General features: G+C 68.0%; 13 protein-coding genes. 4 read left to right on the top strand and 9 right to left on the bottom strand.

What is annotated here, in order from left to right; all coding sequences use genetic code 11:
• Nucleotide 1: 1 nt before the first annotated feature.
• The 4 genes from GXY47_03330 to hflX all read right to left on the bottom strand — a co-directional run bounded on the left by GXY47_03330 (nucleotide 2) and on the right by hflX (nucleotide 4,899).
• Nucleotides 2-1,249: an MFS transporter gene (locus GXY47_03330; protein NLV30164.1), complete on the bottom strand. Its 1,248-nt coding sequence runs from the start codon at nucleotides 1,247-1,249 to the stop codon at nucleotides 2-4.
• Nucleotides 1,250-1,363: 114 nt separating this feature from the next.
• Nucleotides 1,364-2,692, bottom strand: a complete 1,329-nt coding sequence (locus GXY47_03325) for a hypothetical protein (GenBank protein NLV30163.1) — start codon at nucleotides 2,690-2,692, stop codon at nucleotides 1,364-1,366.
• 18 nt (nucleotides 2,693-2,710) lie between these two features.
• On the bottom strand, nucleotides 2,711-3,115 hold the full coding sequence (locus GXY47_03320) for a hypothetical protein (protein NLV30162.1): 405 nt from the start codon (nucleotides 3,113-3,115) through the stop codon (nucleotides 2,711-2,713).
• Nucleotides 3,116-3,261: 146 nt separating this feature from the next.
• Entirely contained in the window at nucleotides 3,262-4,899 is a 1,638-nt protein-coding gene (gene hflX / locus GXY47_03315; protein NLV30161.1) for a GTPase HflX, read from the bottom strand.
• A gap of 143 nt (nucleotides 4,900-5,042) precedes the next feature.
• Between hflX and GXY47_03310 the strand changes: the two genes are divergently transcribed.
• Entirely contained in the window at nucleotides 5,043-6,575 is a 1,533-nt protein-coding gene (locus GXY47_03310) for a YifB family Mg chelatase-like AAA ATPase (protein ID NLV30160.1), read from the top strand.
• Nucleotides 6,576-6,595: 20 nt separating this feature from the next.
• Here the strand turns inward: GXY47_03310 and GXY47_03305 are convergent, their stop codons facing one another.
• Nucleotides 6,596-6,787 (bottom strand): hypothetical protein, encoded by a 192-nt coding sequence (locus GXY47_03305; GenBank protein ID NLV30159.1) that lies wholly within the window; start codon nucleotides 6,785-6,787, stop codon nucleotides 6,596-6,598.
• A gap of 365 nt (nucleotides 6,788-7,152) precedes the next feature.
• Complete coding sequence (locus tag GXY47_03300; protein NLV30158.1) at nucleotides 7,153-7,386, bottom strand: 4Fe-4S dicluster domain-containing protein; 234 nt, start codon at nucleotides 7,384-7,386, stop codon at nucleotides 7,153-7,155.
• A 204-nt stretch (nucleotides 7,387-7,590) separates the two neighbouring features.
• On the opposite strand from GXY47_03300, the gene GXY47_03295 reads away from it, so the two are divergent.
• Together GXY47_03295 and aroQ are read left to right on the top strand one after the other, a co-directional pair.
• Nucleotides 7,591-8,586, top strand: coding sequence for an alcohol dehydrogenase catalytic domain-containing protein (locus GXY47_03295; protein NLV30157.1), 996 nt, complete (start codon nucleotides 7,591-7,593; stop codon nucleotides 8,584-8,586).
• A gap of 22 nt (nucleotides 8,587-8,608) precedes the next feature.
• Nucleotides 8,609-9,067: a type II 3-dehydroquinate dehydratase gene (aroQ, locus tag GXY47_03290; protein ID NLV30156.1), complete on the top strand. Its 459-nt coding sequence runs from the start codon at nucleotides 8,609-8,611 to the stop codon at nucleotides 9,065-9,067.
• Here aroQ and GXY47_03285 read toward each other — a convergent pair.
• A complete protein-coding gene (locus tag GXY47_03285) occupies nucleotides 9,058-9,609 on the bottom strand; it encodes a shikimate kinase (GenBank protein ID NLV30155.1) in 552 nt (183 codons plus the stop codon). The two genes, aroQ and GXY47_03285, sit on opposite strands and share 10 nt — an antisense overlap.
• Nucleotides 9,610-9,731: 122 nt before the next feature.
• On the opposite strand from GXY47_03285, the gene GXY47_03280 reads away from it, so the two are divergent.
• On the top strand, nucleotides 9,732-11,120 hold the full coding sequence (locus tag GXY47_03280; GenBank protein NLV30154.1) for a hypothetical protein: 1,389 nt from the start codon (nucleotides 9,732-9,734) through the stop codon (nucleotides 11,118-11,120).
• Here GXY47_03280 and GXY47_03275 read toward each other — a convergent pair.
• Together GXY47_03275 and GXY47_03270 are read right to left on the bottom strand one after the other, a co-directional pair.
• Nucleotides 11,117-12,220: an XdhC family protein gene (locus GXY47_03275; GenBank protein ID NLV30153.1), complete on the bottom strand. Its 1,104-nt coding sequence runs from the start codon at nucleotides 12,218-12,220 to the stop codon at nucleotides 11,117-11,119. The genes GXY47_03280 and GXY47_03275 overlap by 4 nt on opposite strands.
• Before the next feature lie 162 nt (nucleotides 12,221-12,382).
• Nucleotides 12,383-13,468 (bottom strand): ATP-binding cassette domain-containing protein, encoded by a 1,086-nt coding sequence (locus GXY47_03270; GenBank protein NLV30152.1) that lies wholly within the window; start codon nucleotides 13,466-13,468, stop codon nucleotides 12,383-12,385.
• Nucleotides 13,469-13,470 lie beyond the last annotated feature (2 nt).

Genomic DNA, 13,470 nt, shown 5'->3' with positions numbered 1-13,470 from the left:
TCTAACATTGATTGTGCGTCCCCGGGCAATCTTTTTGCTTCGTGTGCCCGCCGGGGAGGAAGCCGGCAAGCCCCAGCAGGATGCAGAAGGCCGCCAGGGGCCACATGACGCCGAAGCCGAAACGCTGGCTCACGACCCCCAGCAGGAAGGAGCCGATCGCGACCCCCGCATCGAACCCGGCGTAGTAGGTGCTGACGGCCAGCCCGCGTTCCTCGGGCCCGACCCGGTCGATGAGCAGGGCCATGGTGGCCGGCTGGGCCGAGCCGAACCCGAACCCGAACAGGGAGGCGGAGAGTACGAACAGGGCCGTCCCGTGGGCCAGCGGCAGGAGGGCCAGGGCCGCGGCGCCCAGCACCAGGCCGGGCACGATGGTGACCGCCCGGTTGTAGCGGTCGGACAGGCGGCCGGCGGCGATGCGGCAGACGATGAGGGCCAGCGCCTGGATCATGAAGTAGAACCCGGGGTTTGGAAACCCGCGGGTGCGGGCGAAGATGGCGATGAAGGCGCTGACGGCCCCGAACCCCATCCCCATGCAGAGGGCCATCCACGCGACCGGCAGGGCCCGGACCGACACCAGCCCCGTGCGCAGCGACCAGCGGGCGTGCGCAGGGTCGCCCGGCGCGCGCCGCTCACGCGTGAAGAGCGAGATGAAGAAGGCGGCGAAAGCCAGCCCTCCCGAAAAGTAGAAGAGGCGGTGAAACCCGATCGTGTCGATCAGCAGAAAGCCGACGGCCGGGCCGATGATCAGGCCCACGGCCTGCGCGGCCGCAAACAGCCCCACGGCCTCCCCCCGGCGGGCGCGCGGGGCGATGTCGGCGATGTAGGCGTTGCTCGCCGTGGTGTAGCAGCTCAACCCGAAGCCGTGCACGAAGCGCCCGACGAGCAGAAGCGGGATCGACCCGGTCAGGAAATAGATGACGCTGGCGAACCCGTAGCACGAAGTCCCGACCAGGATCAGGGGCCGCCGGCGCCAGGCGTCGGTCAGCCACCCCATCAGCGGGCGGAAAAGGAGGGCCGTCAGCGCGAGGGCCCCGCTCACCATGCCCGCGTCGGTCTGGCTCCCGCCGAGGCTGATGACGTAGACGGGCATGGTGGCCACCAGCATCTGCATGCCGAAGGAGTTGGTGAAATTGGCCAGTGCCGTCAGGACGAAGTCCCGCGCCAGCAGCCGGTCCCTCGCATCTGGAATCTCCCCCGAACCGGGGGCCGGCCCGTGAACCGTTCCGTTGTCGTCCGTCATCCCGGCCATGATTCCCAATCATAGCAGAGGGGCGCGCCTCCGCCCGGGGAGGGAGCAAAAAAAAAGCCGCGGACCCGGGGGATTCCGGATCCGCGGCTGGTTTGTCCCGCCCGGGCGGCCGGGCTATTTCCAGTCGTCCACCTTGGTGCCGCGGCCGACGCCGAAGTCGGTGACGAACCAGGTGGTCTGCCCCTGTCCCGCCACGACGATGTTCACCTGTCCCGCCTGCAGCGGCTTCATCATCGTTTCCGGGTCCTGCTTGCGCTGGGAGGCGAAGGGCTCCAGGCCCTGCATGGCCATGGAGGAATACATCGTGGAGATGACGCCGTTGCCCCAGTAGGAACCCACGGTCTTCTCCACGTTCTCCGCCAGCCACTTGCTCAGGTCGCGCTTGGTCGAGAACCCCTGGGCGTCCTTGAGAATGCCGGCGACCTCCGGGGTCATGATGACCGTGGCCCCCATCCCGGTCAGCGACCGCATGTAGTCGCGGATCAGGTGCTGCGGCGGGTAGTGCAACTGGACCTCCCCGACGCTCGAGATGTAGCTCCAGCCCGTGCCCACCGTGACGATGCTGTCGGCGGGCTTGAACCCCTTCAGCACGTGGGTGGGTTGCCACCCGGCCGGCAGGGCTTCCTCGTTCTCGGCGATGCAGAGGTTGTTGTACTGGATGTTGCTTCCCAGCCCGCTGAACGTCGTCTTGCCCGAATGGAGGTTCCCCGCCGTCTTCGACAGCAGGGTGTAGGCGCGGCCCACCACGCTGTTAACCTCGCTGTGGGGCCCCATGACGTTCAGGCCGTAGTTCATCTTGAGCTCGTTCCGGACCGGGCCGTTGACCAGGATCATGTTGGCCATGGAACTGGTCGAGTTGCCGAACGGCACCGCCGTCGAAACGGCGAGGATCAGGGGGAAGTGCGCCGGTTTGGCCCCGGCCATCACCGCGCAGACGGCCACTTTTTCCACCGTCATCGCCCGGGCTCCGCCGGGCCAGTTGATGACCTTCACAACCTCGTCCGGCTTGCGGCTGGTCCCCTTGAGCATGGCGGCCACCCGCTCCTCGGTCGGCAGGATGATCGGGTTGTAGTCGGTCCAGTCCATGTCCTTGAAGAGCTGCTGCAGGTTGTCCTCGGTGTCCGCCTTGAGCAGCCGCGGTTCCGGACGCGCCTCCGGGGGTTTCCCGGAGATCTTTTCCTTTTCGGTCAACGGCTTGGTCCAGGCGTCGACGATCGCCTGCATCATCGGTTTCCCGGTGACGACGTCGTTGCGCTCGAACACGTAGCTGTGGGCCACCGACCGGGGCTGGCCGGCGACCGGGAACGGGAAGCCCACGTAGCGGATCGGCATCCCGTTGGTATACTCGAAATCGTACCCCCTCGCGTAGTTGACGACATTGGCGCCCGCGGCGCCGATGGTGGGGATGTTCATCTGTTCCAGGGTTTTGGCATGTTGGCTCACGGCCGACGTACAGCCATCTCAACCCGATATGCCGACCAGGGCGGCGTTTCCGTTCTTGGCGATTTCCTTCCAGAGGGCGGGGTCATCCTGGGTGTACATGCCCGCTTTTCTCTTGATGACGATCTTCGCGCTGGGAATGTTCTGCGCGAACCAGGACTGGATTTCCTCGAACACGCTGTAGGCGGCTTCGGGCCCCCCCCAGCTGATATCCACCAGGTAAATCGTTTTCCCTTCGAGCGTGTCCAGGCGCGGGGAGAGCGGGATGCGGTCCACCATCTTGCTCTCGATGGCCGGATTCAGGACCGTGATCAGCGGCCCCGACGCGCCCTTGCCCTGCTGGGCGGGGAGCGGGGCCAGCCCGGCGAATGCCAGGGCCGCCGCGATCGTTAAGGTGATGCCTGTCAAAATTCGCTTATTCTTCACGTTTTCCTTCCCTTCCGATATATGGCGATCGGTCACCCGGCGGGGGCCGCCGGTGAACGTGTCCTCGATCCGACCTCTTTTAACACAATATCCCCTTTTCGTACAAGGGGAAACGGGCGTCCGGGGGCGGCGGAAGTCCGTGGTCCTCACTCCCTGGGGGCCAGCCGCAGCCGGACCACCTCTTCCGCCGCCTCGACGAGCCGGTCGAGCCCGTCGCGGCAGAGCGCGCTGACGGCGACGGCCTCGTAACGCCGGCACAGGGCTTCGAGCAGTCCGGGGGGGACCCGGTCGGCCTTGTTCAGGACCGTGAGCTTCGGGATGGCCCCGAGCTCCAGCTCCCCGAGGACGCGGTTGACGGCTTCCATCTTGTTTTCCAGGTTCGGGTCGGCGGCGTCCACGACGTGCAGCAGCAGGTCCGCGTCGGCCAGTTCCTCGAGGGTGGCGCGGAAGGCCGTAACGAGGTCCGGGGGGAGATCGCGGATGAAGCCGACGGTGTCGGTGATGATGACCTCCCCCTGGCGCGGGAAGCGCAGCCGGCGCGAGGTGGGGTCGAGCGTGACGAACATCTGGTCGGCCGCCGCGATGCTGCTTCTGGTCAAGGCGTTCAGCAGGGTGCTCTTTCCCGCGTTGGTGTACCCGATGATGGAGAGGACGGGAAGCCCCTGGCGCATGCGGCGCCGGCGGCGGACCCCCCGCTGCCGGGAGAGTTTTTCGATCTCCTTTTCCAGGTGGCGGATCCGGCTGCGGGCGCGGCGGCGGCCGATCTCGAGCACCGTCTCCCCGGGCCCCCGCCCGCCGATGCCGCCGGTCAGGCGTGACAGCCCGGCATCCTCCTCCGTCAGGCGGGGGAGGGAGTACTTCAGCTGCGCCAGTTCCACCTGCAGCTTGCCGTCGCGGCTGCGGGCCCGCTGGGCGAAGATGTCGAGGATGAGCTGGGTGCGGTCCACGGCCTTGAGCCCCGTGGAGTCCTCGAACGCGCGCGCCTGCGCCGGCTTGAGGTCGATGTCGAACAGGACCGTGTCGGCCCCGCGCCTCATGGCGGAAAGGGCGAGGGCGCGGAGCCGCCCCTGACCGACGATGGTGCGGGGGTGGATCTTTCCCCGGGCGAGCTGGATGGTCTCGGCGATATCGGCCCCCGCCGCCTTCGCGAGTTCGGTGATTTCCAGCCTGGTGTTTTCCCCCGGCGCCGTGACCAGGAGCAGGGCGCGTTCCCGCTCCGGCTGGTCCGCCCGCGCCGCCGTCATCCGGGAGAACTCGCTTTCCAGGGCGCGGATTTCCTCCTCCGGGTCGAAATCGAGACTGTAGACGTCGCGCGCCGTGATGGTGCGGAAGGGCTCGGCCGGTGAGGGGGCGCCATCCTGGACGGGGAGGATGTGGGCGAGTTCGATCGCCCCCGCGGTCCCGTCCTCCCCCACCTGCACGGCCGCGACCAGGTCCAGGCGGAGCAGGGCGAGGTCGGTCAGGTCGTCCTGGGTGAGCCGTTCGCCGCCGAGGTGGGTGTGGACCAGGCGCAGCCCCCGGAAGCGGCCGGTCCCCCCCCGCAGCCTCCCGATGTCGGGAAGCTCCAGGCGCTGCGCGTCCCCGAGGATCACGCTGCGCACGACGCCGTCGCGCGACAGGAGCACACCCACCTGCCGGCCGAGTTCGGCCGAGACGGAGGCCAGGTGGCGCGCCAGCTCCGGGGAAACGACCTGCCGGGGGGACACCCGGCGCCGGAAGGTGCGCTCGAGCGCGCTCCGCTGGGAGGGTTTCAGACCCTGGGTGTTGCCCGCTATCGACTGGATGATGTCCCCCTTTCCGGTCCAAGGCCTTGATTATAGCAACATTCGCCGGCAGGGGGGGCTCGGGCCCGACTTTTTTGCGCCGTCGCCGCAAAATTCCGGCTCAAAAGCCGGATGCCGCATTAGATATCCTGAGGGGACCGGATATGCTTTTTCGCGTGCAGTCGGCGGCCGTTTTCGGGATCACCGCCTACCCCATCTGGGTGGAGGTCGATTTCGAGTCGGGGAAGAAGCCGAAATTCAAAACCGTGGGCCTTCCCGACGCCGCGGTGCGGGAAAGCCACCAGCGGGTCAAGGCGGCGCTGCGCAACTGCGGTTTCGCCGTTCCGTCGAAGAACATCACCATCAACCTGGCGCCGGCCAACCTGAAAAAGGAGGGTTCGGCCTTCGATCTTCCCATGGCCGTCGGCATCCTGGGGGCGGCCGGTTTCGTGTGCCCCCGGGACCCGGCGTCCTGCCTCTACACGGGGGAACTCTCGCTCGACGGCAGTGTCCGCCCGGTCCGGGGGGCGCTCCCCATGGCCTCGATGGCGCGCGAGGAGGGGATCGCATCCCTGGTCGTTCCCGAGGCGAACGCGCCCGAGGCCGCGATCGTGGAGGGGGTCCGGGCCTTTCCCGTCCGGAACCTGCTCGAGGTCGTGGCCCTGCTCAACGGGGAGCGGCAGTGGATCGCCCACACGGTCGATCGCGCCCGGCTGATGGAGTCCCCCCCCTCCCCCGAGGCCGATTTCCGGGACGTCCGGGGGCAGTACCAGGCCAAGCGCGCCATGGAGGTGGCGGTTTCCGGCGGGCACAACGTCCTGCTCGTCGGGGTCCCGGGTTCGGGAAAGACCATGCTGGCCCGCCGTCTGCCGACCATCCTGCCGCCGATGAGTTTCGACGAAGCCATCGAGACCACCAAGGTCCATTCGGTCGCCGGGTTGATTTCGGACCGGGGGGGATTGATCTCCCGCCGCCCCTTCCGCGCCCCTCACCACACCGTTTCGGCCGCCGGCCTCGTCGGGGGGGGCGCCATCCCGCGGCCGGGCGAAGTCAGCCTGGCCCACAACGGCGTGCTCTTCCTGGATGAACTGCCGGAATTCCCCCGTCAGGTGCTCGACCTGCTGCGGCAGCCGCTCGAGGACGGGGAAGTCTCCATCGCCCGCGCGGCCGGCACGCTGACCTTTCCCGCCCGCTTCCTGCTGGCCGCGGCCATGAACCCCTGTCCCTGCGGGTACCGGGGCGACCGGCAGCACGAATGCTCCTGCACGCCCCCGATGATCCAGCGCTACCTCGGGCGCGTGTCGGGACCCCTGCTCGACCGCATCGACCTGCATGTCCAGGTGCCCGCGGTTCCCTACCGGGAACTGGCCGGGGAAGGGGAACGGGAGGATTCCCGGACGGTGCGCGAACGCATCGTGAACGCTCGGAGGATCCAGCGGGAGCGGCTCGGGGAATGCGGCGTCGCGTACAACGCCCAATTGGCGCCGCGTCTCCTGCGCCGGTTCTGCCGGCTCGATTCCGGGGGTGAGAAACTGCTGGAGAATGCCGTCACGCGGATGGGGCTGTCGGCCCGGGCCTACGACCGGGTGTTGCGGGTCTCGCGGACCCTGGCCGATCTCGAGGGGATCGGGGAGATCCAGCCTCGCCACGTGGCCGAAGCGATCCAGTACCGGACGCTCGACCGCAGGGTCGATTAGGATGGGGCGTCCCCGGCTCGTCAGGCCACGATCTTCTCGGCCCTGCACGGCTGGGGGATGAAAAGGGCCTCGTCGCGGTCGCGCGCGATCTGGTACACCGCGTCGCGGCAGATGGGGCACCGATCCAGATGCTCCAGGACCTCCAGCTTGTCATCGAGTTCCAGCTTGTCTTCGAGCAGAAGCACCAGGTTACGGAAACTGCAGGTTGTCATGCCCCCCTCCCTTTCGCGCCGGCGCGGCGGTGATTTCGAAATGGGGCCCGGGGCGGGGAATCTCGTCCCCGCGCGGCTCTCCGGTCCCAAGCCTATTCAACGTTTCTTCGGCCCCGCGATCAATCCGCCAAAATACCCAATTTCGTATGCGTAGTAGTGGCCAGAAGGCAGTACGTACTATTACCTATCGGCACCGTTTCCGGGGAGGTTGACAAAAATCGCGCCGCGGGTTCCTTCGGGCGGGAGGGTCGGGGAGGCACAAAAAAACCCGCGGGACCAGGCTTGGCCTCTGCCCCCGCGGGCTTCTGACGATCCGTGGGTTTTCCGGGCCCCGCCGCCGTGAGGGGAGCGGCCCGGCGAAACGCCTATTCCTTTACGCAGGAATCGGTCGGGCACACCGATGCGCACATCGGCTCGTCATGGACGCCCTTGCATTCGGTGCACTTTTCAGGAGCGATGTAATAAAAGTCCTGGGAAAGAGCCGGTATGGTCTTGCCCTCGAATTCATAATCCTCGCCGCCCGCAAAAATCGCCTCGTTGGGGCATTCCGGCTGGCACGCGCCGCAGCTGATGCAGGTATCCGTTATCTTCAGGGCCATTGTGTGTCATCCTCCAGCGAATAAACAGTCCTCTGTCAAAACCGGCTTCATAGTAGCACGGAACCGCAGGGAGCGCCGAATGTTTTTCCCGCTCTTGCGGCCTCCGGCCGCGCTCGCGCGCCGTCCCCGGACCCAATTCCAGGATGGGGAAAACCCCGCTCGTGTGGTAGGCTGAAGGGCGGTATCTGAGCCTGGAGACAACGCATGAAGGCAGCCCTTCTGGTCGGCCCGGAAAAGATCGAAATCGGGGAGGCGGACCCGCCGCCGCTCGGGGACGGGGAGGTCCGGATCCGGCCCGTCCTGGCCGGGATCTGCGGGACGGACATTTCCATTTACCTGGGGCACCGGCCGGCGCCCTATCCCTTCATCCTCGGGCACGAGGTCATGGGCCGGGTCGCGGCCGTGGGCGCGGGGGTCGGGGCCCTGCGGGTCGGCGATCGCGTGATCGTCGAGCCGAACTACCCCTGCGGGGAGTGCCCCCTGTGCCGGAGGGGTCGGGGGGCCGTCTGCGCCCGCAAGGGGAGCATGGGGGTAAACCTGCCGGGCTGTTTTTCCGAATACGCCACGGCCCCCGCGGAGTTCGTCTGGAGGATCCCCGACGGGGTCTCCGACCGGGACGCGGTCACGATCGAGCCCCTGACGGTGGCGCTTCACGGCCTGCTCCAGTCGGGCATCGGGAAGGGGGACACGGCGGCCGTGATCGGGTGCGGCGTGATCGGCCTCCTCCTTGTCCACTCCGCCGCGGCGATGGGGGCCCGGGTGCTTGCCCATGACCGGATCGAGCACAAGCGCGAACTCGCCCGGGCGATGGGGGCCGCGATCGTCTCAGGGGGCGAGGACGCCGCCGGACTCTGGGAGCGCGAGGGGGTCACGGCCGTGTTCGAGTGCGCGGGGGCGGGCGCGACGGTGGAGCTGGCGCTGTCGGCTGCGCCGCGGGCGTCCGAGGTGATCCTGCTCGGGCTTTCCGCCGAGCCGGCCGGTTTCCTCCCGATGCGGCTGGTGCGGGAGGGGATCCAGGTGCGGACCTCGATGATCTACGACCACCCGGAGGATTTCGGCCAGGCGATCGACCGGGTCGCCTCCGGGGAGCTCGAGCCGGCACGCGTTGTCACGCGCTCCTTCCCCTTCGAATCGCTGGGGGAGGCGCTCCGGGTGGCGGCCCTGGGCAACGAGGGGAAGATCCTGATCGCGATGGAGTAGGGCCCGGGGAGAGGGAGGCAAAGTGACGTACCGCATACTGCTGATCCATGGACCGAACCTCGACCTGCTCGGGGACCGGGAGCCGTCCCATTACGGGACGATGAAGCTCGAGGAGATCAACGCCCGGATGGAGCGCATCGCCGAACAGCAGGGCGCCCTGCTGCGTGCGCTGCAATCGAACAGCGAGGGGGCGCTGATCGACGCGATCCACGACGCCCGGCTCTGGGCCGACGGCATCGTCATCAACCCGGGGGCCTACACGCACTATTCCTACGCCCTGCGCGACGCCCTGGCCGCCGTCCGGCTGCCGGCCGTCGAGGTGCATCTCTCCAACGTGCATGCGAGGGAGGAGTTCCGCAGGATCTCCGTGATCGCGCCGGTGGTGACGGGAACCGTCGCGGGGCTGGGGTGGCGCGGCTACGCGGCCGCCCTCGAGGCCCTGCTCGGCCTGCTCGCGGACGGGCGGGAGGGTCAGTCCTGATTTTCCGGCGGTCCCGGAAGCGGGACTCCCAGCTCCCGAAGCAGCTCCAGGAGGCGCCGGGCCGCCTGCTCGACGCCGAGGCCCGTCGTGTCCAGGGTGATATCGGCCTGCGCGTAGGCCGGGGCCCGCTCCTCCAGAAGCGCGCGGACCCGTCGCTCCCGGTCGTCGGCCCGCAGCATCGGCCGGTCGTCCCCTCGCCCGGCGCGCTCGAGGATCGCACCGACATCGGCCGTCAAGGTGACGATCACGCCCGAACGACGGAGCCGGTCGAGGTTCCCCGGATCAACGACGGTGCCCCCGCCGGTGGCGATGACGAGGCCGGTTTCCCCCGCCACGCGCTCCACCATGCGCCGCTCCAGGGCGCGGAACGCCGGCTCCCCGCGGGAGGCGAAGATCTCGGGGATGCTCACCCCCTCCTCCTCTTCGATCGCGGCGTCGAGATCGAGGAAGCGGTACCCGGCCAGCTCGCCCAGCCGTCTCCCCACCGAGGATTTTCCGGTCGCCATGAACCCGCAGAGAACGATGTTGCTCCGCTCTTTCATCCCGCCCCTCTCCGGCGGCGCGTCCCGCGCCGGCCGCAAAGGGACCATTGTCGGCCTTCGGGGCTTCCTTGACAAGGAGCGAGCGCAAAATTTATAGTCATGGTTTTCCGCAAAGGACCCCGATGAAGCGTTCCCGATGGATCGGCATCGCCGCGGCCGTCGCCGTGGCCCTCGTCATCGCTCTCATCCCCGCCTCCGCGGGGCTCGCCGCCGGCGCCCGGCCGGTGCTGGCCGTGTCCGCCCTGGCGATCGCCCTCTGGCTGTTCCAGTCCATGAACAACGGCGTCGCCTCCATCCTCATGATGGGGCTCATGGTAGCCGTCGGGGTGAAGCCCCAGCTGGTCCTGAGCGGGTTTTCCAGCCCCCAGTTCTGGATCCTCCTGTGCGTCCTCTACTACGGGTGCGCCATGCAGAGGACGGGACTGGCCGGAAGGCTCTCCTATTACGTGCTGACGCTCTTCCCGGGGACGTACGCCGGGATCCTCGCCGCCCTTTTCGTCATCGGGTCGGTGCTGGCCCTGGGCATCCCCTCGATGACGGTGCGCACGGCCATCATGGTGCCGATCGCCTGGGCGCTGGTGCAGTCGCTGGGCCTCGCGCCCCGCAGCCGCGGCTGCGCCCTGATCATGCTGACATCGATCGAAATGGCCGTCATCCCGGGGACCGCCCTCCTTTACGGGTCCCTGTTCGGGCCCTTCGTGGAATCGGTGTTCCAGACCCGGCAGATCCCGATCGCGTTTCTCGAGTACGCCAGGGTTATGGCGGTCCCGACGCTGCTGTTGTGCGGACTGGTGCTGGCGGTCAACCCGCTGGTGCTCCGGCCCGAAAAGCGACTCGAGGCATCCCCCGCGTTCGCCAGGGAAAGGCTCCGGGCCCTCGGGCCGCTTTCGCGCCCGGAATGGATCACGGCCGCCGTGGTCGTCCTGTCCATCGCCTTCTGGGCCGGCGACCGCGTCCACCACCTGCCCAGTTTCCTGGCCGGCATGTTCGGGATGGCCGTCCTGGCCCTGGCCGGCATCCTGCGCGACGAGGATATCGGCGGCGGAGTCTCCTGGACGCTGCTCCTGTTTCTAGGGGGGATCTTCGGGCTGGCCAACATCATCCAGGAATACCGGATCACCGACTGGCTGACGGGCTACATCGTTCCCGCGGCACAGGCCCTGGCCTCGAGCCCCCTGGTCGTGCTCCTGGTGGCGGCGCTGGCTTTTCTGCTGCTGCGCTTTTTCGACCCGACGGGCTTCATCGCGATTCCGGTGCTCTTTCTGCCCGTGGCCGATGTCATCGGCGCAGACGCCATCCCCCCGCTGGTGCTGGTCGCCCCGCTTCTGCTGGCGACCTCCCCCTTCTGGCTTTCCCATCAGAATTTCTGGATCGCCATGGGGGAGGGGATGACGTCGGGCGAGGCGTTCAGCGCTGGGCAGCGTGCGCGTCTCGCCAGCGTCTACGGCGCCATGGTGCTGGTGGCCCTGGTGCTCAGCTTCGGGTACTGGAAGCTGATCGGCGCCCTCTAATCCGGCTGGCGACCGGCCCGAGACAGCGCCTTCCCGCCCCGGCGCACCTTGACCATTTCCGCGGCGATGGCCAGCGCGATCTCCTCGGGGGATTCCGCCCCGATATCCAGGCCGATGGGGGCGTGCACCCTCCGGAGCCGTTCCTCCGGGATCCCCTCCTCGTCCCGGAACCGGAGAAAGCAGGCCTGGATCCGCCGCCGGCTGCCGATCATCCCGATATATCTGGCCGGGCTGTCCAGTACCTTCCGGAGACAGGGTTCATCGTACTGGTGACCGCGGGTGATCAGCACGATGTAGGTCTGGGGCGTGATGTCCATGCCGCCCAGCGTCTCCGCCATGTCGCCGACCAGGACGGCGTCCGCTTCCGGAAATCTCTCGCGGTTGGCGTAGACGACCCGGTCATCGAGAACGGTGACGTGATAACCCAGGGTCTTCGTGAACCGCACCAGGGGGATGGCCAGGTGCCCGGCGCCGACTATGACGGCCCGGCGCATGGCGGTGATGACGTCGAAGAAGAGGTCGGCGCGTCCCCCCGTCCCCCCGGGTTCGATCGTGATTCTCCGGCTCTGTTCCAGTTCGAGCCGGACCGCCGCTTCCTTCAGGATGCCCCGGAGCAACTCGGGGTGGACGATGTTTCCGGCCAGCACGGACCCGTCGCGCACCAGGCATTTGTCGCCCGGGGCCGCGCCCTCGATCCCGTCGGCCTCAAGCAGGGTCACCAGTACCGCCGCCTCGCCCCGCGACGAGATTTCGGTCAGGGGGGCGATCAGCTCCCGGCACCCGGCCCGGGTGTCTTCGGGGTCCCAGGGGTCGATGAAGGCGTCGAGGACTCCGCCGCACACGGCGGGGCTGTTCGAAGCGATGTCGTCCATGAGTTCCACCTTCACGAGCGCGGGCCTGCGGGTTCGGATCGACTGGATCGCCTCGCGGCGCACCTCCGCCTCCCCGCACCCCCCTCCGATGGTTCCCATGATGTCGCCTGAGGCGGTAACCACCATTTTGGCCCCGATCTCCCTCGGCGTGGAGCCGATGGTGGACACGATCGTGGCGACCGCGAGTGTTTCCCCCGACTCCAATCGCTGCTTTATCCGGTCATACATAATCGCCGCTCCTGTCGAGTGTCGCTCCCTCCCATGCCGGAGGAGCCCTTATTCTTTACATCATAAAAGGGATTGGGGCCAGTCCATTCTGGCCCCGGATTCTTCCGGTCCCCGGGTCCTGCGGCGGCGGAAGGAAGGCGGCGCTGCGGCGGAGGGGGCGCGTCAGTCCAGCAGGTGGAGGGCCCTGGCCTTGAGCAGGAGGTACACCCGCAGGCCCGGCTCGAGTTCGAGGATGCGGACCGTGGCCGGGGTGACGCTGACCTTGAAGTCCACCCCGCAGGAAACAATGAGTTCCGCCCGGTCCATCTCCCGGAGGATGTGGTGGATCACTCCCTCGAGCACGTTGCGGGCGCTGGTCTGGGTGATCCGTTCGCGCGATACCAGGATGTCTTCGGAACGGATGCCGACGGTCACCCGGCTGCCCGGGGGAAGGCCGCAGTAGGCGGCTTCGATCCTGCACGAACCCAGTTCGATGGAGGTGATGCCGTCCTCCGGGTGATGGCCGAGGACCCGGCCGATGAAAATGTTCTCCGCACCGACGACCCTCGCCACCGGGGCGGTCCTGGGGGCGTTGAAGATTTCGAGCGGCGCGCCCTCCTGGACGATCCGTCCCTCGTCGATCACCAGCATGTTCTTTCCCAGGCGGATCGCCTCGGTGTGGTTGTGGGTGACGTACACGAACGGGATCCCCGACCTCTTCTGGATCTGTGCGATCTCCTCGACGAGGAGCGACCGGGTGGAGACATCCACGGCCGAAAGGGGCTCGTCCAGGAGCATGATCGCGGGGTCCGCCGCCAGCGCGCGCGCGAGTGCCACCCGCTGCTGTTCCCCCCCCGACAACTGGCCGGGGTGCCGGTCCGCCGTCTTCGCGATCCCCAGCAGCGACAAGAGCTCCCGCGCCCGGTCCCGGGGCGACCGCCCCTCCCGCCCGCGCGCGCCGTAGAGGACGTTGTCGAGGGCCGAAAGGTGGGGGAAGAGGCGATGGTTTTGAAACACGTACCCCACCCGCCGTTTCCGCATGGGCAGGCGGACGCCCGAGGCGGAGTCGAAGAAGAGGGTGTCGCCGAGCGAGATCCTCCCCTGGTCCGGATCCATGATTCCCGCGACGGTGCGCAGGATGCTGGTTTTGCCGGCGCCCGAGGCTCCGAAGAGCACCGTGATCCCGTCCCCGGCCCGGAAATGAACGTCGATGACGGGACCCCGGCCGTCGCGGGGTCCCAGGCGTTTCCGGATGCGCGCGTCCAGCACGG

The sequence above is a fragment of the Acidobacteriota bacterium genome, from assembly GCA_012729555.1.
Taxonomy (GTDB): domain Bacteria; phylum Acidobacteriota; class UBA6911; order UBA6911; family UBA6911; genus UBA6911.
Note: the sequence above shows the minus strand (reverse complement) of the source record. Positions and strands in the feature narration are given on the sequence as shown.